We start from the raw sequence: 20,103 nt of genomic DNA on the forward strand, positions 1-20,103 counted from the left end.
AGCCGCCCAAAAGGGGGTCTAATACAAGTTATTTGCTATCCGGCAAGCCCGGAAACCGTTGATATTACGGGATTTTTTGAAAAGTTCTGTATCGCCATTCGTACCAAAAGTTCACGGTCCATCCGAATTCGGATGGACCGTGAACTTTTTTATATTTGTTCTTCCGCTTTCAGCAGCTGGAAGGTATTTTTGTGATAGTCCAAAATCCCCTCCTTCTTCATCCGCCCCAGCTCTTTGGACAGGGCGCTGCGCTCCACATTGAGATAGTCCGCCATCTGCTGTCGGTCAAAGGGGATGGTGACAGTCCGGCTCCCCCGCCGGATCGACTCGGAGGACAGGTAGGTCATCACCCGGGCCCGGACCTGCTTGGGGGTGATGCAGAACATCCGGCTGGACCAGGCCAGATTCTTGTGGACCGACAGCAGCAGCAGATTGTACAGCAGCTTGGGGTGCCACGTCCTGCTCCGGTGCTCCTCCGACAGCAGCAGGCCGATATTCAGAAAGAGGACCTTGCTCTCCTCCACCGCCGTGACGTCCACCATCATGGGCACGCCGCAGAAGGCGTAGGTCTCCGCAAAGGCCTGTCCCACACCGATGCTGTGCAGGATCATCCGGTTCCCCCACAGGTCGATGCTCTCAATGTGTACCTTGCCAGACATGAGCAGGCCAAATTCACAGGTCACATCCCCCACATGGAAGATCACCTCGTCCTTGCGGTAGTCACACAGGCGGATCCCGCCGCGGGCCCGCATCTCCTCATATTCCTCCTGCCCGATGTCCCGGAAAATGGGATTGGTATTCAGCTGCATAAAACCCTCATTCCGTGGTTATAACCACATATTATTTTGCTCCATTGTACTATACTGCATACACGAAAACAAGGAGGCACGCCATATGATACGAAAGATCATTCACATAGACCAGGAAAAGTGCAACGGCTGCGGGGCCTGCGCCCAGGCCTGCCACGAGGGCGCCATCGGCATGGTGAACGGCAAGGCCACCCTGCTGCGGGACGACTACTGCGACGGACTGGGCGACTGCCTGCCCGCCTGCCCCACCGGGGCCATCACTTTCGTGGAGCGGGAGGCCGCCGCCTACGACCACCAGGCCGTTCTGGAACATCAGAAGCAGCGGCAGCAGCCCCACCCCCACGCGGGGGGCTGTCCCGGCCATCAGCTGCGGCAGTTCCACCGGGCACCGGAGGCTCCCGCCGCCGCTCCGGCTCCGGCGGCCTCCCAGCTGGGCCAGTGGCCCTGCCAGATCAAGCTGGTGCCCACCAACGCCCCCTACTTTGACGGCGCCAAGCTGCTCATTGCCGCCGACTGCACCGCCTTTGCTTACGCCCAGATGCACCAGGAGTTTATGCGGGGCAAGATCACCCTGGTGGGCTGCCCCAAGCTGGACGGCGTGGACTACAGCGAGAAGCTCACCGAGATCCTGCGCAATAACGACATCCAGAGCGTTACCGTGGTGCGGATGGAGGTCCCCTGCTGCGGCGGGCTGGAGCTGGCCGCCAAAAAGGCCCTCCAGCAGAGCGGCAAGTTTATCCCCTGGCAGGTGGTCACCATCTCGGTGGACGGCCGGAAGCTGGACTGACCCGCTCCCCCGCCCAGCCAACATTTTACGAATAATAAGGAGTTTCCCATGAATCAGAAGATGTTTTGCTATCAGTGTCAGGAAACCGCCGGCTGCAAGGGCTGCACCGTCTCCGGCGTATGCGGCAAGAAGCCGGAAGTGGCTGCCATGCAGGATTTGCTGGTCTACGTCACCAAAGGTCTCGCCGCCATCACCACCGCCCTGCGGGCCCAGGGGAAAGAGGTGTCCCCGGAGATCAACCACCTGATCACCCTCAACCTGTTCACCACCATTACCAACGCCAACTTCGACCAGGAGAGCATTGAGGCCCGCATCCGCGCCACCCTGGACCTGCGGGCTCAGCTGGCCGCCCGGCTGGACGACGCTTCCGCCCTGCCCCAGGCCGCCCTGTGGGACGGCGCCGGAAACTGGGCGGAGAAGGCCGCCACCGTGGGCGTCCTGTCCACCGAGGATGAGGATATCCGCTCCCTGCGGGAGCTGATCACCTACGGGCTGAAGGGCCTGTCCGCCTACTCCAAGCACGCCAACGCCCTGCTCCAGGACGACGGCGAGGTGGACGCCTTCCTGCAAAAGGCCCTGGCCGCCACCCTGGACGACAGCCTCACCGTGGACCAGCTGGTGGCCCTGACCCTGGAGACCGGCAAGTACGGCGTGTCCGGCATGGCCCTGCTGGACAAGGCCAACACCGGCGCCTACGGCAACCCAGAGATCACCAAAGTGAACATCGGCGTGGGCAAGAACCCCGGTATTCTGGTGTCCGGCCACGACCTGCGGGACCTGGAGATGCTGCTGGAGCAGACCCAGGGCACCGGGGTGGACGTGTACACCCACTCGGAGATGCTGCCCGCCCACTACTACCCCGCCTTCAAGAAGTACCCCAACTTCGTGGGCAACTACGGCAACGCCTGGTGGAAACAGAAGGAGGAGTTCGAGTCCTTTAACGGCCCCATCCTCATGACCACCAACTGCATCGTACCTCCCAAGGACAGCTATAAGGACCGGCTGTACACCACCGGCGCCGCCGGCTTCCCTGGCTGCACGCACATCCCCGGCGAGATCGGCCAGCAGAAGGATTTCTCCGCTCTCATCGGGCACGCCAAGAAGTGCGCCCCGCCCACCCAGCTGGAGACCGGCGAGATCGTGGGCGGCTTCGCCCACGCCCAGGTGCTGGCCCTGGCCGACCAGGTGGTGGAGGCCGTCAAGAGCGGCGCCATCAAGAAATTCGTGGTCATGGCCGGCTGCGACGGCCGGGCCAAGAGCCGGGAATACTACACCGAGTTTGCCAAGGCTCTCCCCAAGGACGCGGTGATCCTTACCGCCGGGTGCGCCAAATACAAGTATAACAAGCTGCCTCTGGGGGACATCGGCGGCATCCCTCGGGTGCTGGACGCCGGACAGTGCAACGACTCCTACTCCCTGGCGGTCATCGCCCTGAATCTGAAGGAGGTCTTCGGCCTGGACGACATCAACGACCTGCCCATCGTCTATAACATCGCCTGGTATGAGCAGAAGGCGGTCATCGTGCTGCTGGCGCTGCTCTACCTGGGGGTGAAGAACATCCACCTGGGCCCCACCCTTCCCGCCTTCCTCAGCCCCAACGTGGCCAAGGTGCTGGTGGAGAATTTCGGCATCGCCGGCATCGGTACGGTGGAGGAGGATCTGGCCCTGTTCTTCGGCGAACACGCCTGAGCCCAGTTCCCCGCCGTCCTGCTCTTGCCCAAAACGGCAGAATATGTTACCATAGGCTTGTCGAATTGCCGGCGGCCGGTCCGCAACAAGGCGGACCGGCCGCCGGTTTTACAGGGATGGAGATGGTTCATCGATGCAGCAACGTGATTTTCTCGCCCAGCTGGACCGGCTGGGCATCCACACCCAGGAGGCGCTGGACCGCTTCATGGGCAACGAGGCCCTCTTTCTCTCCTTCATCCGTCAGCTGCCGGAAAAGCTGGACTTTTCCGGCATCCGCCGGGGCCTGGATGAGGAGGATGAGGACACGTTCTACATGAACGTTCACAATCTGAAGGGGATGGCGGGAAACCTGAGCATTGGTCCCATTTATGACTGTGCCCAGGCCATTCTGGTGGAATTCCGCGCCTCTAAATTTCAGAACAAGAAAAAGCTGACCGAGCTGACCCGTGAGGCCGAGACAGCCAGTGAAGCAATTGCAGAACTGGTGCGGCAGTATCTGGCGGAGGAGGGAACGGTATGATACGGGATACCTTACTGATCATTGATGACTCAGAGCTGGACCTGGCCATTCTCAACGAGATTTTCAAGGGTCTGTTCCGGGTGGAGTGCGTGGCGGAGTCCCGCCGGGGTCTGACCTACCTCCACCACAACATGGAGCGGGTGTGCGCCGTACTGCTGGACATCTGCCTGGAACGGCGGGGCGCGGGCTTCACCGTTCTCCACCAGCTTCAGGGCAACCCCGACACCGCCTCTCTGCCGGTGATCCTCATCACCACCGACGCCAACGAAAAGGACGTGCGGGCCAGCGTGGAGCGGGGGGCCGTGGATTTTCTGGTGAAGCCGGTGGATCCCCATACCGTGCAGGAGCGGGTGTGCAGCATCGTGCGGGCCACCTGGCCGCCCAAGTCCACGATTCTGGACCACAAGCCGGAGCCGGAGACCCCGAAAGCCCCGGAGCCCGCGCCGGACCTGGTGCAGATATTCCCCCAGGGCCTGCCGCTGGCGGCCGCCCAGCTGCTCTGCCGGGATTGCACGGACAAGCTGGGGACCTTTTACCGCCTCCGCCCCAGCCTGGATATGGACGCCCACCGGCAGCTGGGCGGGATCACCACCCTGCTGGCCCAGTGCTACGCAGAGCATTTCCCCGAGCAAGAGCCCACCCAGGAGGAGGCCGAGCTGATGGGGCTGGCCGCCACATTCTGCGACATCGGCCTGCTGGGCATACCCGACCATATTCTGGAGGAGGGCGAGGATCAGGACGGCCCCGACGCCCAGCTCTACTACCAGCACACCTAGTTGGGGTACGACCTCTTCCGCCAGCTGGGCGAGGACCTCCCTCTGTTCCAGTACGCCGCCGAAATCGCCCTGTGGCACCACAAAAACGCGGACGGCTCCGGATATCCCACGGACGCCGGGGCCGGGGACGTCCCCCTCAGCGCCCAGCTGACCCGTGCCGCCCTGCGGCTCCAGCGCTACCTCCACTACTACCGGGGCTGCGCCGACGGCACAGAGCGGGTGCTCCGCACCCTGAAAGGCGAGGTTGGAACCGTGATTTCACCCGAAATCTATCAGGCGGTGGAGCTTGCGGGCGACAGGCTCCAGGCGGTTCTCCGCAATACCTGAGCACACAGAAACCCCCAGAATACGGAAACACTCCGTATTCTGGGGGTTCTTTACGTTCAGTGCCAGCCCTCCAGGCCCTGCAGCACACCGGCCAGCTGCCGCATATCAATGGGCTTGGCGATATGGGCGTTCATGCCCGCCTGGGCGGTGGCCGCCACATCCTCGGCAAAGGCGTTGGCGGTAACTGCCAGAATAGGCACCGAGGCGGCGTCCGGCCGGTCCATAGCCCGAATAGCCGCCGCCGCGCCGCAGCCGTCCAGAACCGGCATGTTCATGTCCATCAGGATCACGTCAAATTCCCCCGGCTGGGACTGGGCAAAGCGCTCCACCGCCTCCTGGCCGTTTCTGGCCTGGGTCACCTGGGCTCCGGCCAGCTTCAGCAATTCGGTGGCAATCTCCAGATTCATCTCATAGTCCTCCGCCAGCAGAACCCGTTTTCCCCGGAGTACCTGAGTGGGGTCCTCCACCGGAGCGGAGGCCTCCGCCGGAGCAGTCTCCGCCTCCTCCGCCACAGGCTCCATGGGGATGGTCAGGGTAAAGGCGCTCCCCTGTCCCGGCGCGCTCTCCACCTGGATCTGGCCCCCCATGCGGGTGACGATGGTGTGCACAATGGTCATACCCAGCCCGGTGCCCAGTACGGTCTGGACACCGAAGCGGGACTCCCGGGCATAGGGGGTAAAGAGCTTGGGCAGGAAGTCCTCCGACATACCCACGCCGGTATCCCGCACCACAATGTGGCAAATCCCCTGCTCCTGTCTGGAGGGCTGGGAGACCTCCACCTGGATCTTGTCCCCCTCGTTGGTGAACTTCATGGCGTTGGAGATCAGATTGTTCAGCACCTGCTGGAGCCGGAAGGCGTCGGCGTACACCTGGGGATGGGTCAGAGCGAAGGACGCCTCCAGCCTCTTATGCTGCAGCTCGGCCTGGGCCTGGAAACCGGACAGGCATTGGTTCACCGTCTCCCGCAGATCGCAGGGATGGTTTTTCAGGCGCAGGTCGGCCTGCTCCATGCGGGACATCTCCAGAATGTCGTTGATCAGCTCCAGCAGATGGCTGGCCGACACCTGAATCTTTTTCAGGCAGTCGCCTATTTTCTCCGCCGTGCTCTGCTGGGCCAGCTCCACCGTCCCGATGATCACGTTGAGGGGGGTGCGCATGTCGTGGCTCATCTGGGAGAAAAACTGCTCCCGGGCGGCCTCGCTCTCCCGGGCCTGGTCCAGGGCGTTCTCCAGCACACGCAGCTGCCGCAGCTGCCGGGCCTTCTCCTCCTCCACCTGACGGAAGCACAAAACCGCCTCCTCCTGCCGCAGCGCGCTGTCAAACAGCAGCCGCACGCTGACCCAGCGATACTCCCCGTCAAACAGCCGCCGGAAATCCCCTCCAAAGTCGGACACATTCTGCTCCACCAGCTGCCGGATATTTTCCAGGGAAAAGCTGGTCTTGAACTGGTCAAAGGTCTCCTGGTCAATGACCTGCCCCACAACCTCCAGCAGCTGGTCGTACCGGCCTCTGACGGGGATGCGGTGGGCCAGGTCCTCCGCGATCTTCACGCTCTCATAGGTGCCCTGCGCCCAGTTGACCCGATAGATGGAATAGTACAGATTGCCCAGGGCCGCCACCGTTTCATTGACCCGAACCATCCGCTTCTGCAGGCGGTATTCCCGCACACTCATGAGGATCAGAAACAGCAGAAAGCCGCCGCAGACAACCATGGCCCCGTCAAACACCTGGCGCAGATCCCCCAGCAGGGCGGAATAGGGGATGGTAATGATGGACACCCAGCCGTTGGGGGCGGTATGGAAATAGACCGCCCGCTTTTCCGCGTTCATGTCATAGATATAGGTCTGGGCGCCGTCCAGCTCGCCGGCCTGGATCTGCTCAAACACCGCGCGGATATACCGGGCGGTCTCCTCCGGTGGAGCCTGCATCTGGGTCTTGGCGTAAAGCAGCTCCCCGTCCACGTCGCACAGGTAATAGGAGCTGCCGGCAGGCAGCGAGCCGCCATCCTCTCCGGGCAGCTCCTCCAGATACAGGTCAAAGGCCATGACGTGTTCCGTATCTCCGCACCGCCGCGCCATGGTGAGGACCGTGTCCCCCTCTTCCCCGCCGTGGCTGGCGGTAAACACAATCTCGCCGCCGAAGGCCATAGCCTGCCGGTACCATTCCGCCTGGCTGCCGTCATACCCGCTGCCGCCTGTGTCGCCGGCGGACACGGTGACGCCGCCCACCACGGCCCGGAGCGCCAGTCTGCCGCCGCTCTCCGCCTCCAGCACCTTTTGGAAAAAGCTTTGCGTCCACTGCTCCAGCTCCTGCTGGCTGGCCCCCGCCTTCGCCTGCTCCGCCAGGGTCTCCGTACCCAGGGTCAGCAACAGCTCCTCCGCCCGCAGATTCTGAATCTCCTCCTCCGCATAGCGGCTGGCCAGCTCGTTGCCCAGCTCCTGGGCATTATCCAGCAAAACCCGCTGGGTCAGATAAAAGCCCAGCACAAAAAGCAGCAGGAATATGGCGGTAATCCCGCCGGTAACCCGATAATTCCATCCCCGCGCCCGCTTGCTCCGCCGTTTCAAAGCCCTTCCACCTCACCGGAACCAGATGTTCATTTCGTACTTGAAGGTACGGTAATTCTGCATGGTACACTCATAGGCGTACTCCCGGATCAGCTCTCCATTGGCGTCATACTCCCCGAACACCATGGCCACACCGCTGTTGACCACCCAGTTACCCTGTTCTCCGCACTGGGAGCCGTTGGATACAATGCTGGAATAGGGCACGTCAAAGCTGTCCTCCAGGGCAAAGGTCCGGTTGTTTTCGTCAATCCGGTACACATAGACCTGGCTGGTCTCATCGTCGGTGAGGTACAGGCCGGTGCCCACGCTGTCGGCCACCTCCAGGGTAAAGTCCCGGCTGTTCAGGGACCAGTAGTTGTTGTTGTACACCGCCAGGTAGTAGACGCCGTCCTCCTCCCCATCGGCCAGATATTCCACACAGTGTTGGCCGTACTGCGGCACGAAATCCCCCTCCTGCGTGAGGCAGAGACCGGCGTAGGGCGTATCCTGCCAGAACCGTTCGTCTCCCGCCAGCCAGTCCAGCTCGGGCTGGCTGTGGAGCCCCTTGACCTTGATGATGGCGGAGGTCTCCCGGGAGGAGACGATCAGGCTGTCATCCTCCGGCATGTACTGCAGGCTGTTGAGGTGGAGCCAGTCCCACTCCCCCGCCTGCCAGAAAAAGTCGTCCGTGGGACCCACCTTCCGGGTCATCTCAAAATAGGGCTCCATCAGCTGGCTGAAGTCCAGCAGCTGGGTGACCTCCCCCGTCTCCAGGTCGATGGACAGCAGCCGGTCCTCCACCGTCTCGCCGCCCACCTCCTCGGCCAGGGCCAGCAGCTCCCCGTCCGCGCCGTAGCCGATATCGTGGTGCAGGTCGTAGCCGTCCAGGGTATAGATCCGGGTGACCCGGCCCAGCCCGTCGATCCGCGCCAGCTTGGAGGAGGATACACAGGTCAGAATCTCGTCGCCGTCAAACAGCAGCCGGTCAAAGCCGTAGCCCTCCAGCACCATTTCATAGCGCATCACGCCGTCGTCGTCAAAGAAAAACCCGTAGCCCAGATACCCATTGACCCGCATCATGGCAAACAGGCCCTCCGCCTGGGGCTGGTCGGAGGAGCCCTCCGTCACCTCCAGCCGGGTGGAGTATCCGGAGCTGGTCTCCGGCATATCCACACTGAAGCGCACCACCTGCCGGGTATTTCCCCATGTACCGGTCATGGTCAGCGTAACCTCGTTGCGCTCCCCCGGCACCAGCCCGATAAGCTGGAACTCATGGTTTCTGGTATATTCCTTGCCCGAAGCGTCGGCGGCCTCCGCCGTAAAGTCCGAAATGCCGTCGGCCTCCACATGTATGGTATAGGTGACCTTGGTATCCTGCTCGGTCTCAAAGTACAGATACAGCCCGTTGCTCCCGGTGCCGAAGGGATTGAGCACCGCCAGCGGAGTGGTGGCCGTCCATGACATACTCCGGGCAGCCTTGATATCCTGCAGCGCCCCATCCAGCCGCTGCTGCACCTCCAGGTCGTAGAAGGTAAAGCCCTCCTCCCCGATGTCCTGGGGCACCAGCTGGATGGCCCGCAGGCCCTCGCCCAGCTCGGCCTCGGCAAAGTCCACCTGCCACTCCTCCAGTTCGGCAATGACATCGCCGGTCTCAAAGCTCCAGTCGGTACGCACCGCGTGCTCCTGGGCGGTAAACAGCTTGGAGACCGCCAGCACAGCCACCGGAATAATGACAGCCAGCGCCACCGCCGCCACAACCAGGATCACAGCAAGCCTTTTCCAGTTCCGTTTCTTTGTCATGATAGGTTCTCCCAAATTTTCATGTTGTACGTTATAACCAGGAAATAAGGATCAGAACAATGCCCAAAACTGTGAGGATCACGCCAGTCAGCCGGTTCAGCAGCAGGGCGTCGGCCCGGGTGGCGATTTTCGCCGCCAGCTGGGCCCACAGCAGGGTAAAGATCACGCACATGATCAAGATACCCAAATGGGGGGTGCTGCCCAGGGCGAAATGGCTGGCCATACCGGTGAGGGCGGAAAATGTCATCACGAATACGCTGGTACCCACGGCGGTTTTCAGCTCGTAACCCAGCACCACCGTCAGCACCATCAACATCATCATACCACCGCCCGCGCCGAAAAAGCCGCAGATCAGGCCGATACAGGCGCCGCCCACCGCACCTTTGATGATCTGCGTGCGTCGGCCGCAGTCTCCGGCGGCATACCGGGGGGCGGTGATGGGGAAAATCAAGAACCGCAGACCCAGCACCAGGGTCATGGCCACCGAAAATCCCCCCAGAGTACTGTTGGGTACCATGGTGGACAGCCAGCTTCCCACCATGGTCATGCTCAACACGCCGCACATCATGACAATGCCGTTTTTGATGTCAATGGCGCCGCTTTTGGCATAGGTGCGGGCGCTGACCGCGCTGGCCAGCACGTCGCTGCCCAGGGCGATGCCGATGGCGTCATAGGCCGGTATGTCCAGGAAGGTCACCAGCATGGGGCTGATCACGGTGGCCGCGCTCATGCCCGCAAAGCCGGTGCCCAGCCCGGCCCCCGCACCCGCCAAAAAACAAATCAGAATCTGAAACCACAATTCGTCCAAGCCGCATATTCTCCTTAACAATGGGGTCTATCAGCCCAATCTTAACAGATATCACCTCTTTTCACAACTGTTTCCTGAGGAGACAACTGACAACATGTGGAAAAGCCGTCTGGCGCGCCGCAGAAGAAACGGCGCGCCAGACGGCTCTTTCTGTCACTTCCAGTCCTCGCCGGAAGTGGTCTTTTCATATTCGTGGGTCACCGAGGCCTCCAGGATCTCCCAATAGGCCCAGTGGCCGGCGGGCACATCGGAGAAGGGCATGGCCGCCTCCCGCTCCCCGGCCTGACGGCCCAGAGCCTGGTTGACCAGCTTCACCGCCTCCGCCCGGCTGATACTCCGCGCGGGCTGGAAGGTGCCGTCGGGATAGCCGGACACCCAGCCCTGACCGGCGGCAAAGGAGATCACGTCCGCCGCCCAGTGGTCGGCAGGCACATCGGGAAAGGTGACCGTACCGGACGTCTGGGGGAAGAAGGCGGAGAGCAGCTTCACCAGCTCCGCCCGGCTCACCGGCTGCTCCGGCCGGAAGGTGCCGTCGGAATAGCCGTTTACCAGTCCGTACTTCTGGGCAAAGGCCACGTAAGGGGCGTACCAGGCGGTGGCCGAAACGTCGGAAAAGCCGGTGATCCCGGCCTCTCCGGTATAAAGGGCATTTCCATTGCCGTCCACCGCCAGCCGGGCCAGCATGGCCACCGCCTCCGCCCGGCTCAGGGTGGCCTCCGGCCGGAACAGGCCGTTATCCCCCTCCATATAGGCGGTGTGATTCACGGTGTCCAAGGTCACAGTCACCGCCGGCGCCGGGGTAGCGGTGGGCTGCGGCGTGGCTGTGGGCGTGGGCGTCGGGGCAGGCGTGGGGGTGGGCTCCGGCTGAACATCCCCATAGGCCTTCCGGTAGAGTCCGTTCAGCGCGCTGTTGTCCACCAGGAACTGATAGCGGAAGTGGACCTCGCCCGTCACTTCGGGCAGCTTCTGATTCAGCGCCAGCATGTTTTCAATGGCGGTAATGCCGTACCAGGGGCTGCTGGAGTCGGTGTTCCCCGCCTGGTAGTCCGCCATCCCTATGTAAAGGGAGACACCTGTACCCCTTACCACATCCGCCCACCAGCGGGCAATGGTCTCATAGTCCATGCTCTTGTGGCCGATGTACCAGTAGACCTGGGGGCAGATGTAGTCGATCCAGCCCTCCTTCACCCATTTCCGGCTGTCGGCATAGGCGGCGTAATAGCTCTCATAGCCGCCGGTGGTATTGGAGCCCTCGGGCAGGCTGCTCTTGTCCGCCCACACGCCGGAGGGACTGATACCGTAGGACAGGTCGGGGTCGATGGCGTAGAGCCGCTCACCCAGGGTCTTCACCAGCTGGTTGACGTTGTCCCGCCGCCAGTCTCCGATATCCGAAAAGCCGCCGCCGTATTGGGCATAGGCGGCGGCGTCGTCAAAGCCGCTGCCGGGATAGAAATAGTCGTCCAGGTGGACGCCGTCGATGTCGTAGTTGCGGGCCAGCTCCTCGGCCCCCTGGACAATGTACTCCCGCACCTCCGGCAGGCCGGGGTTGAAGTAGAAGTTGTCCTCGTACTCCACCACCCATTCAGGGTGGACCTTGGCGGGGTGGTTGGCGGTGAGGGCGTCAAACTCGCTCTGGCCCCCCTTGGTGATCCGGAAGGGGTTGATCCAGGCGTGGAGCTCCAGACCCAGCTTGTGGGCCTCCTCCACCCAGTAGGCCAAGGGGTCAAAGCCGCCCTGAGGGGCGATTCCCTGGGTACCGGTCAGGTACTTGCTCCAGGGATAGTAGGCCGAGGGATACAGGGCGTCGGCGGAGGGCCGCACCTGAAGGATCACGGCGGTCATGCCCATATCCGCACAGTTCTGCAAAATTTCGTCTGCGTCCGCCTTCAGCACCGCAGGATCCGTGGTGGCCTGGCTGGGGTAGTCCAGGCGGTACACCGTGGACACCCACACAGCCCGAAATTCCTTCTTCTCCCAGGTGGACGCGGCGGAGGCGTCGGGCTGGGACCAGCGGCCCAACCCAATCAGGGCCAGGACGCCCACCAGCACCAGCGCCAAAATGGGTTTCCAATGCTTTATCATGGGTTCTCTCCTTTTAAGTGGTCTCTATTGCTTGGCGATCTGCTCGGCCAGGTCGTTGAGGTAGACCCAGCGCTCCATTTTCTCCTCCAGGGCGGCCTCCAGCTCCTCCTGCCTGGCCTGGAGCTCCTGAAGGGCCACATAGTCGGTGGCCTTTGCCGCCTGCTCCCCCTGGACCTGCTTGATCTGCTCCTCCAGGGCGGCGATGTCGGCGTCGATGGTCTCGTACTCCCGCTGCTCCTTGTAGGTAAATTTCACCTTCTGGGGCGGGGCGGACGGGCGCTCCTTCCCCTTGTCCGGGGCGGGCTCCCTGGGGATCTTGGGCTTCTCCTCCTTCTGCCGGGCCTCCAGATACTCGGTGTAGCCGCCGGGATAGCCCTTCACCCGGCCATCCGGCTCCACGGCAAACACCCGGCGCACCACCCGGTCCAGGAAGTAGCGGTCGTGGGACACCGCCACCACCGCCCCGGGGAAGGTGTCCAGATAGTCCTCCAGAATGGACAGGGTCTGGATATCCAGGTCGTTGGTGGGCTCGTCCAGCAGCAACACGTTGGGAGCCGCCGCCAGCACCGACAGCAAAAACAGCCGCCGTTTCTCACCGCCGGACAGTTTCCGTATGGGGCTCCACTGGACCTCCGCCGGGAACAGGAACTGCTCCAGCAGCTGGGTGGCGGTAAGCATCCCCTCTGCCGTCTCGATGCGGTTGCCGATCTCCTTTACATAGTCGATCACCCGGGTATCACTGTCCATGTCCGGCACTTCCTGGCAGAAGTAGCCGATGCGGACGGTCTCCCCCACCTCGATCTCCCCGGCGTCTGGGGCCAGCTTCCCCGCCAGCAGGTTCAACAGGGTGGACTTTCCGCTGCCGTTGGCCCCCACGATGCCGATGCGGTCGTCCCGCAGGAGCATGCAGTCAAAGTTTCGGAGCACCGTCCGCTCCCCGAAGGACTTGGTGACACCCCGCAATTCCACCGTCTTTTTTCCTAGACGGCTGGACCGGGCAGAAAGTTCCAGGGAAGTTTTTTCCGCCGGGCCGCTCTGGGCCTTCAGGGCCTCATACCGCTCCAGCCGCTCCCGGCTCTTGGTGCCCCGGGCGGTGGGGCCCTGCATCACCCACTGGTACTCCCGGCGAAGGATGGCCTGACGCTTGCGCTCGCTGGCCTTTTCGCTCTCCAGCCGGGCCGCCTTCCGCTCCAGGTACTTGTCATAGTTGCCCGGATAGGTGTACAGCTTTCCGTCCTCCACCTCCACCATGGTGGTGACGATCCGCTCCAGAAAATACCGGTCGTGGGTCACCATCACCAGGGCCCCTTTCCAGGCCTTCAGCTCCTCCTCCAGCCAGTTCACCATGTCGTTGTCCAGGTGGTTGGTGGGCTCGTCCAGGATCAGCACGTCGCTGGGCCGGGCCAGCACCGCCGCCAGGGCCACCCGGCGGCGCTCCCCGCCGGACAGCTCCCCCACCTTCTGGTCAAACCGGGATACCCCCAGCCGGTTCAGGATGGTCTTGGCCTCGTACTCCGCCAAAACCCGGTCGTCGTCACTGAGCCCCGCCAGCACCTGCTCCAGCACCGTCCGTTCCCCGGGAAATACCGGGTTTTGGGGCAGATACTCCAGGCGCACATTGGGGTCGGGCCGGACGGTGCCCTCATCGGGCTCCTCCGCCCCGGCCAGCAGCCGGAGCAGGGTGGATTTTCCGGTGCCGTTGACCCCGATCACCCCCACCTTGTCCCCCCGGTCCACATAAAAAGAGACCCCGTCCAGCAGGGTTCGGGTCCCGTAGGTTTTGGTCAGTTGTTCTCCAGACAGCAGCATAACAGTTCCTCGCTTTTTCAGGTTCTGTTCCAGTATAACGGAAATGAGCGAAAAAGAAAAGGGGCTTCTCCCCTTGACAGAAAACCGTATTACTCATATAATACAGTTAGAAAGTGTATTAGTCTAATAATACAGTTCAGGGAGGTGAGGGCCTTGGTTGATTTTTCCGCCTTTGTGCCGGAGGACGGTCTGCCCATCTATCTGCAGATCATCCGGTACGTGAAGCGGGCCGTGGCCGCCGGGACGGCCGGGGACGGAGACGAGCTGCCCTCCCGCCGGATGCTCTCCGCCCAGCTGGGGGTCAACCCCAACACGGTACAGAAGGCCTACAAGCTGCTGGAGGAGGAGGGGCTCATCTCCTCCCGCTCGGGGGCCAAAAGCGAAATTTCCCTCACCCCCGATCGGGTGGAGGACATCCGGCGTCAGCTGCTGGAGCAGGAGGCTGGGCTGCTGGTGCGCTCCCTGCGGCAGGCGGGCCTGGAAAAGGCGGACGCCTTCGCCCTGCTGGACCGGCTGTGGGAGGAAAGTAAGGAGGATGGGTCATGAAAAAGTATGGTTCCGCCCTGGGTCCCGCCGCCCGGCTGTCGGTGTGGAAGGTGCTGCTGCTCTCTGTACTCACCGTCGGGGTGCAGATTCTCCTGTTCCTCGCCGCCTTTTGGGGATGGGGCAGCACCGAGCATATCACCCCCTCTCTGGAGGAAACGGTACGGGTAAGCGGACTCTCTCTGGCGTTTGCCGCAGGACTGGTGCTGGTGTGCGCCGTGCTGGTGCTGCCCGGCACGGAACGGGGCGCAAAGACCGGCTACACCCTCCGGCGGCTGTCGGTGGACGAGCGGGTGCTGGTACTGTTGTGGGGCGGACTCAACGCTCTGCTGCTGCTCCTCTTCTGGGGCGTGCAGACGGCAGCGGCACTGGCGCTGGCCCGGTACTATCTCCACACCCTGCCGGCGGAGTTCAGCAACCATCAGTCCCTCTTTTTCGCCTTCTCCCGCGCCCCCTATCTCCACGCCCTGCTCCCCCTGTGGGACTGGCTGGTGATGGCCCGCAATCTGGTCTGCTGCGCCGCCCTGGGACTGTCCGCCGCCGCCCTCCCCTTCCACTGGCGGCACGGGCGGAAATCCTGGGCCCTGCTGCCCCTGGCAGCGCTGGCCGTTATCTTCTTTCCCTCCGGTATGGACAACGTCATTTCCTCCGCGGCAGGACTGATGATCTTCGGCTCCGCCATTGCCCTGACGGCCAGCAATGTCTGGAGGTGTTCTGAGCATGAGGAGTAAGCTGGAACCTCTGGCCCGTCTCTTCCCCATGGGCTGGCCCTGGAGCAATGAGGTCATGGGGGCGGCCTGCGCTGCGGCTCTGTCCGCTCTGACCGCCTTTGCCCTGTTTGTCTACCGGTTCGGCAGCGCGGTGGATGACCTATATACCTATGCTCCCGTTTCCTGGGAGCGGGAACTGATCCCCGGCGCCATGGTGCCTCCCTATCCCCAGGTGCTGGGCGGCGCCTTTCTCTTTTTCGCCGCCACCGCTTTGGCTCTGGCGCTGCTGCCCATCGCCCACTTTCTCTTTCACCGGCAGGGCGCCCGCAGCGACTACCTGATGCGGCGGCTCCCCCAGCGGTGGGAATTTGCCAGGCGGTGCCTGGGAGGCTCCGCCCTGCTGCTGGCCGGTACCGTTCTGACGGCGGCGGTGCTGTTCGGACTGTTTTTCATCTGCTATCTGACCTTCACCCCGGCGGGCTGTCTGCCGCCGGACGTGTGGGCCACGACGGGAGGTTAAGGTTATGCTGGAACTGAAGGATGTGAAAAAGACCTACCTGGGCGGCTCCACCGCCCTGGACGGGATAGACCTGACCATTGGGCCGGGGGAGATCGTCGGGCTGTTCGGGGAGAACGGGGCGGGCAAGACCACCCTGATGAAGTGCGTGCTGGGCCTGCTGCGGTATCAGGGAACCATCACCCTGGACGGCGCCCCTGTCACCACCCGGAATATCGCCCGGCTGTCCTTTGCCACCTGCGAGCACTCCTATTTCCCCGCACTCACCGCCAAAGCCCACCGGGCCTTTTATCAGGAGCACTTCCCCAACTTCCGCGCCAAGCGGTTTGAGGCCCTGATGGACTTCTTCCAGCTGCCCATGGGCAAGGCCATCCGGGGCTTCTCCACCGGCCAGAAGAATCAGTTCGAGGTGATCCTGGCCCTGAGCCAGGGGGCGGACTACATTCTGATGGACGAACCCTTCGCCGGAAACGACATCTTCAACCGGGAGGATTTTTACAAGGTCCTGCTGGGGATCCTGGAGCCGGAGGAGAGCATCCTGCTGTCCACCCACCTGCTGGAGGAGGTGCAGCACTTCATCGGCCGGGCGGTACTTCTCCACCAAGGCAAAGTGGCGGGGGACGTCACCACCCTGGAGCTGGAAGAGCAGGGCCGGGGCCTGATGGATTTCGTCAAGGAGACCTACCGCTACCAGGCCGACCGGGTGAGCCGGGCCCTGGACCATCTGACAGACAGGGAGTGAGGATATGAGAGGATACCGATGGGCCATCCTGCTGCTGGCCCTGCTGTCTGCCGGACTGCTGACCGGGGCCAGTCTGGCCATTCTGGACACCGCCGATCAGGTGACCATCCAATGTGAGGTGCTGGCGGGAACCCCGGAGGCCGCCGACGGCGTGGAACTGACCCTTCCCCTGTCCTGCGGCAACCAGATGTTCTGGACCACCACCTTCCCCGCCGGCCGGCCGGAGGAGGCGGAGACCGACTTTACCAGCACGCTGAGCCAGGACCCCCGCACAAAGCCCTGGGTCAGCCAGCCTCTGTCAGTGGAGGTTGCCGACGTCTATTACTGGGGCGGGACACCGGACAATCCCCGTGCCCTGCTGGACTCCCTCATCCAACAGGCTCAGGAGACCGCGCCGGAGGGCACAAAAGCCACCGTCTCCTTCCGGATTCGGGACTATTTCGACAGCTGGCCTCTGCGCGTCACCTCCGACCTGCCCGGCATCCAATACGACCTGTGGGGAAACAGCAATCTGCAGCAGCTGTTTCAGGATTACTTTGCCATCCCGGTCCCCTCCGATGCAACGTTTACCGTGACTGCGCAAGGTAGCGGCGTTTCCTACAACACCGACTGCATTCCCAGACTCAAGAGCTATGCCGCTCCCTGCGGAGACACCATACTCTTTGTGCTGACCAACACGGCCTCCATCTCTGCCAGGGACGAGACGGGAAACTACCAGAAAATTGCACTGGACGGCAGCGCCATCCCCGGCGGCTGGGGCCTCTACCGCTATACGCCCGGACCGGAGGATACGCTCGGCACATTGGAAACCCTCTGGTCCCTGCCGGAGGGGGCGGATATCCTGGACTTTTGGGGCACGGAGGGCGAGGCGGACTTCTTCCTGCTCACCCGGGAGGAAGGACAGCTCCGCCTGCGGGTCTTTGACGGGGAGGGAAACCTCCGTCAGACGATGGATCTGCTGCCCTTCTCCGAGGAAGAATCCTATATGCAGACCTACAAGGGAGACGGTTTCCTTGTTCCCATGATCTACGGCCCCAGGGCCGAGGGGTACTGCTACCACTTCGCCGTACTGCACAAAGCCGGAGGGATGTGGCAGACGGCATTCACCGGGGACGACCGGAAGGCCGCCCAGCTGGGCTGCGGCGGCTTCACCTGGACCGACGACACATACAGCTGTCTGTCCATGGCCTGGGACGGGGAAAGGCTGGCGGTCTGGGATTCCGAGCTGCGCAACGGCTCTCTGTTCCACCTGGCCGTCTACTCCAGGAACGGGCTGGACTACCTGGCCACCTACCGGAACTCGGTCTCCCTGGCATCCGACAACAGCGCCGGTCCGGTCTACTACGCCTTCACCCAACTGTTCTGGCTGGAGACGCCACAGGTCCGGTGGGCGGAAACTGGCTCTTGACAAAACTGGGCGGTTCGGCTAAAATGTCCATAATTAAATCCTGAAACAGGCAATGATGGGAAGAAAGCACGTCCCGTCCCCCTCAGAGAACCGGTGGTTGGTGCGAACCGGCGGGGGAAAGCGTGTGGATACTGAGCCCGGAGCCGTCCGCCTGAACCGTTTCGCAGTAGGGCGGGCCGTCGCGGCCACGTTACAGGCCCCGGCCTTGTTGGAGGCCATGAGCGTCCGTCGGTGACGGCGGGCGGAAGCAGGGTGGTACCGCGTATCTTACGCCCCTGACCATATTCTGGTCAGGGGCGTTTTTTCATGAAGAAAATCCCTGACCCAAGGAGGAACTGCTGTTATGAAACCCGCACAGGAAAAGTACATCCCCTTTATCCCCCTCAAAATGGAAAAGCGCGCCTGGCCCGACAAGGAGCTGAAGGCGCCCCCCATCTGGTGCTCCGTGGACCTGCGGGACGGCAACCAGGCGTTGATCGACCCCATGAACGTGGGGGAGAAGCTGGAGCTCTTCCACACCCTGGTGGACATCGGCGTGAAGGAAATCGAGGTGGGCTTCCCCTCCGCCTCCGAGACCGAGTATGAATTTCTCCGGGCCCTCATTGAGGGGGGACACATCCCCGACGATGTGACCATCCAGGTGCTGGTCCAGGCCAGAGAGCACCTGATCCGCCGCACCTTTGAGGCCATCGACGGCGCCAAGCACGTCATCTTCCACTTCTACAACTCCACCTCCACCCTCCAGCGGAAGGTGGTGTTCCACACCGACGTGGCGGGAGTCACCCAGATCGCCGTGGACGCCGCCACCCTGATCCGGGAGCTGAGCCAGCCCGCCATTGACGCCGGCATGGACCTGCGGTACGAGTACTCCCCCGAGTCCTTCATGGGCACCGAGATGGACGCCGCGGTGGAGATCTGCCAGGCGGTGATCGAGGCCATCGGCGCCACGCCGGAGCACAAGATCATCCTCAACCTGCCCACCACCGTGGAGAACTGCCTGCCCAACTACTTCGCCGACGAGATCGAGTACTTCATCTCCAAACTGCCCAGCCGGGAGTGCGCCATCATCTCCCTCCACCCCCACAACGACCGGGGCGAGGGCGTGGCCACCGCCGAGCTGGGACAGCTGGCGGGGGCCGAGCGGGTGGAGGCCACCCTGTTCGGCAACGGCGAGCGCACCGGCAACGTGGACATGGTGACCCTGGCCCTCAACCTGTACACCCAGGGGGTGGACCCCGGCCTGGACTTCTCCAACATCAACAAGATCCGGGACGTGTACGAGAAGGTCACCAAAATGAAGATCGGCGAGCGGCAGCCCTACGTGGGCGAGCTGGTGTTCACCGCCTTCTCCGGCTCCCACCAGGACGCCATCAACAAGGGCACCCGGTATATGGCGGAGAGCGGCACCGAGTACTGGGAGGTGCCCTATCTGCCCATTGACCCCGCCGACGTGGGACGGCAGTATGAGCCCATCATCCGCATCAACTCCCAGTCGGGCAAGGGCGGCGCCGCCTTCGTCATGCAGCACAACTTCGGCTTCGACCTGCCCAAGGCCATGCACCCCGAATTCGGCCACATCGTCCAGGTGGAGACCGACCGGGTGGGCAAGGAGCTGAAGGCCGACGCCATTTACGAGCTGTTCAAGACCCACTACATCGACGCCGACAAGCCCTACGAGCTGGTGCGCCACTCCTTCGCCGAGTTCACCGACGAGGAGGGCCACTCCCACGTCACCTTCGCCGGCACCATCCGCCACACCGACACCACCTTCCAGGTCCAGGGCTCGGGCAACGGCCCCATCGACGCCTTCTTCAACGCCATCCACGGCCAGAAGATGGACCGCTTCACCTTCGTGGATTACAGTGAGCACGCCATCAAGCAGGGCTCCGACTCCCAGGCCGTGGCCTACATCCACCTCCAGGATGAGACCGGCAAGGACTGGTTCGGCGTGGGTATGAGCCACAACATCAACCTGGCCCCCCTGAAGGGGATCCTCTCCGCCATCAACCGGGCGGTCAACAAAGACGGGCTCTGATGCGGAGAAACGCAGCCAGACGCCTCGGGTGCCCCCTGACAGGGGTAACTTTGCAGATGTCTGAACCCCCGGCAGATATTGCTTCGGCAGTATCTGCCGGGGACTTCTTTTTGTCTCACGCACCCTTGGCGGTGGACTGACCTTTCGGCTGTGGCAGTTCCACACAGCCAATGTCATTGTAGTGAATTTCCACCG

The 20,103-nt window shown here is 62.8% G+C and carries 17 protein-coding genes and 1 other annotated feature; of the genes, 11 read left to right on the forward strand and 6 right to left on the reverse strand.

What is annotated here, in order from left to right; translation table 11 throughout:
• Nucleotides 1-149 precede the first annotated feature (149 nt).
• A complete protein-coding gene (locus B5F88_RS14640) occupies nt 150-809 on the reverse strand; it encodes a Crp/Fnr family transcriptional regulator (RefSeq protein ID WP_087347631.1) in 660 nt (219 codons plus the stop codon).
• A gap of 85 nt (nt 810-894) precedes the next feature.
• On the opposite strand from B5F88_RS14640, the gene B5F88_RS14645 reads away from it, so the two are divergent.
• The 5 genes from B5F88_RS14645 to B5F88_RS14665 all read left to right on the forward strand — a co-directional run bounded on the left by B5F88_RS14645 (nt 895) and on the right by B5F88_RS14665 (nt 4,908).
• A complete protein-coding gene (locus B5F88_RS14645; protein WP_087347633.1) occupies nt 895-1,596 on the forward strand; it encodes a 4Fe-4S dicluster domain-containing protein in 702 nt (233 codons plus the stop codon).
• 48 nt (nt 1,597-1,644) lie between these two features.
• The gene (gene hcp / locus B5F88_RS14650) at nt 1,645-3,285 is read left to right on the forward strand and encodes a hydroxylamine reductase (protein WP_087347635.1); all 1,641 of its coding nucleotides are present in this window, start codon (nt 1,645-1,647) and stop codon (nt 3,283-3,285) included.
• Between the two features lie 133 nt (nt 3,286-3,418).
• Nucleotides 3,419-3,805: a hypothetical protein gene (locus B5F88_RS14655; protein WP_087347637.1), complete on the forward strand. Its 387-nt coding sequence runs from the start codon at nt 3,419-3,421 to the stop codon at nt 3,803-3,805.
• Nucleotides 3,802-4,581 carry a response regulator gene (locus tag B5F88_RS14660; RefSeq protein ID WP_087347639.1) on the forward strand — a complete coding sequence of 260 codons (780 nt, stop codon included), beginning with the start codon at nt 3,802-3,804 and terminating at the stop codon, nt 4,579-4,581. The genes B5F88_RS14655 and B5F88_RS14660 overlap by 4 nt, the downstream gene beginning before the upstream one ends.
• A complete protein-coding gene (locus B5F88_RS14665; RefSeq protein WP_087347641.1) occupies nt 4,582-4,908 on the forward strand; it encodes an HD domain-containing phosphohydrolase in 327 nt (108 codons plus the stop codon).
• A 56-nt stretch (nt 4,909-4,964) separates the two neighbouring features.
• On the opposite strand, the gene B5F88_RS14670 is transcribed toward B5F88_RS14665, so the two are convergent.
• From B5F88_RS14670 to B5F88_RS14690, 5 genes are all read right to left on the reverse strand, one after another.
• On the reverse strand, nt 4,965-7,475 hold the full coding sequence (locus B5F88_RS14670; protein WP_087347643.1) for an ATP-binding protein: 2,511 nt from the start codon (nt 7,473-7,475) through the stop codon (nt 4,965-4,967).
• A gap of 12 nt (nt 7,476-7,487) precedes the next feature.
• Nucleotides 7,488-9,254 carry an aryl-sulfate sulfotransferase gene (locus B5F88_RS14675; protein ID WP_087347645.1) on the reverse strand — a complete coding sequence of 589 codons (1,767 nt, stop codon included), beginning with the start codon at nt 9,252-9,254 and terminating at the stop codon, nt 7,488-7,490.
• A gap of 31 nt (nt 9,255-9,285) precedes the next feature.
• Nucleotides 9,286-10,062, reverse strand: coding sequence for a sulfite exporter TauE/SafE family protein (locus tag B5F88_RS14680; protein WP_242959817.1), 777 nt, complete (start codon nt 10,060-10,062; stop codon nt 9,286-9,288).
• 153 nt (nt 10,063-10,215) lie between these two features.
• On the reverse strand, nt 10,216-12,144 hold the full coding sequence (locus tag B5F88_RS14685; protein WP_087347649.1) for a family 10 glycosylhydrolase: 1,929 nt from the start codon (nt 12,142-12,144) through the stop codon (nt 10,216-10,218).
• A gap of 24 nt (nt 12,145-12,168) precedes the next feature.
• Complete coding sequence (locus B5F88_RS14690; protein ID WP_087347651.1) at nt 12,169-13,953, reverse strand: ABC-F family ATP-binding cassette domain-containing protein; 1,785 nt, start codon at nt 13,951-13,953, stop codon at nt 12,169-12,171.
• A 153-nt stretch (nt 13,954-14,106) separates the two neighbouring features.
• Between B5F88_RS14690 and B5F88_RS14695 the strand changes: the two genes are divergently transcribed.
• The 6 genes from B5F88_RS14695 to leuA all read left to right on the forward strand — a co-directional run bounded on the left by B5F88_RS14695 (nt 14,107) and on the right by leuA (nt 19,908).
• Nucleotides 14,107-14,499, forward strand: coding sequence for a GntR family transcriptional regulator (locus tag B5F88_RS14695; protein ID WP_087347653.1), 393 nt, complete (start codon nt 14,107-14,109; stop codon nt 14,497-14,499).
• Nucleotides 14,496-15,227 carry a hypothetical protein gene (locus tag B5F88_RS14700; protein ID WP_087347654.1) on the forward strand — a complete coding sequence of 244 codons (732 nt, stop codon included), beginning with the start codon at nt 14,496-14,498 and terminating at the stop codon, nt 15,225-15,227. Before B5F88_RS14695 ends, B5F88_RS14700 begins: the two co-directional genes overlap by 4 nt.
• The gene (locus B5F88_RS14705) at nt 15,217-15,726 is read left to right on the forward strand and encodes a hypothetical protein (RefSeq protein WP_087347656.1); all 510 of its coding nucleotides are present in this window, start codon (nt 15,217-15,219) and stop codon (nt 15,724-15,726) included. The genes B5F88_RS14700 and B5F88_RS14705 overlap by 11 nt, the downstream gene beginning before the upstream one ends.
• 4 nt (nt 15,727-15,730) lie before the next feature.
• Nucleotides 15,731-16,465 carry an ABC transporter ATP-binding protein gene (locus B5F88_RS14710; protein ID WP_087347658.1) on the forward strand — a complete coding sequence of 245 codons (735 nt, stop codon included), beginning with the start codon at nt 15,731-15,733 and terminating at the stop codon, nt 16,463-16,465.
• A gap of 4 nt (nt 16,466-16,469) precedes the next feature.
• Nucleotides 16,470-17,873, forward strand: coding sequence for a hypothetical protein (locus B5F88_RS14715; protein ID WP_087347660.1), 1,404 nt, complete (start codon nt 16,470-16,472; stop codon nt 17,871-17,873).
• A gap of 43 nt (nt 17,874-17,916) precedes the next feature.
• Nucleotides 17,917-18,153 (forward strand) — a binding site (T-box leader).
• Between the two features lie 63 nt (nt 18,154-18,216).
• Nucleotides 18,217-19,908, forward strand: coding sequence for a 2-isopropylmalate synthase (leuA, locus tag B5F88_RS14720; RefSeq protein ID WP_087347661.1), 1,692 nt, complete (start codon nt 18,217-18,219; stop codon nt 19,906-19,908).
• Nucleotides 19,909-20,103: the final 195 nt, after the last annotated feature.

Source organism: Flavonifractor sp. An306, from assembly GCF_002159455.1.
Classification (GTDB): Bacteria; Bacillota; Clostridia; order Oscillospirales; family Oscillospiraceae; genus Flavonifractor.

What these genes read in the sequence shown, in the direction of transcription:
- B5F88_RS14640 (WP_087347631.1), bottom strand. Translation starts at nt 809, where the DNA reads ATGCAGCTGAATACCAATCCCATTTTCCGGGACATCGGGCAGGAGGAA.
- B5F88_RS14645 (WP_087347633.1), top strand. Translation starts at nt 895, where the DNA reads ATGATACGAAAGATCATTCACATAGACCAGGAAAAGTGCAACGGCTGC.
- hcp (WP_087347635.1), top strand. Translation starts at nt 1,645, where the DNA reads ATGAATCAGAAGATGTTTTGCTATCAGTGTCAGGAAACCGCCGGCTGC.
- B5F88_RS14655 (WP_087347637.1), top strand. Translation starts at nt 3,419, where the DNA reads ATGCAGCAACGTGATTTTCTCGCCCAGCTGGACCGGCTGGGCATCCAC.
- B5F88_RS14660 (WP_087347639.1), top strand. Translation starts at nt 3,802, where the DNA reads ATGATACGGGATACCTTACTGATCATTGATGACTCAGAGCTGGACCTG.
- B5F88_RS14675 (WP_087347645.1), bottom strand. Translation starts at nt 9,254, where the DNA reads ATGACAAAGAAACGGAACTGGAAAAGGCTTGCTGTGATCCTGGTTGTG.
- B5F88_RS14685 (WP_087347649.1), bottom strand. Translation starts at nt 12,144, where the DNA reads ATGATAAAGCATTGGAAACCCATTTTGGCGCTGGTGCTGGTGGGCGTC.
- B5F88_RS14690 (WP_087347651.1), bottom strand. Translation starts at nt 13,953, where the DNA reads ATGCTGCTGTCTGGAGAACAACTGACCAAAACCTACGGGACCCGAACC.
- B5F88_RS14700 (WP_087347654.1), top strand. Translation starts at nt 14,496, where the DNA reads ATGAAAAAGTATGGTTCCGCCCTGGGTCCCGCCGCCCGGCTGTCGGTG.
- B5F88_RS14705 (WP_087347656.1), top strand. Translation starts at nt 15,217, where the DNA reads ATGAGGAGTAAGCTGGAACCTCTGGCCCGTCTCTTCCCCATGGGCTGG.
- B5F88_RS14710 (WP_087347658.1), top strand. Translation starts at nt 15,731, where the DNA reads ATGCTGGAACTGAAGGATGTGAAAAAGACCTACCTGGGCGGCTCCACC.
- B5F88_RS14715 (WP_087347660.1), top strand. Translation starts at nt 16,470, where the DNA reads ATGAGAGGATACCGATGGGCCATCCTGCTGCTGGCCCTGCTGTCTGCC.
- leuA (WP_087347661.1), top strand. Translation starts at nt 18,217, where the DNA reads ATGAAACCCGCACAGGAAAAGTACATCCCCTTTATCCCCCTCAAAATG.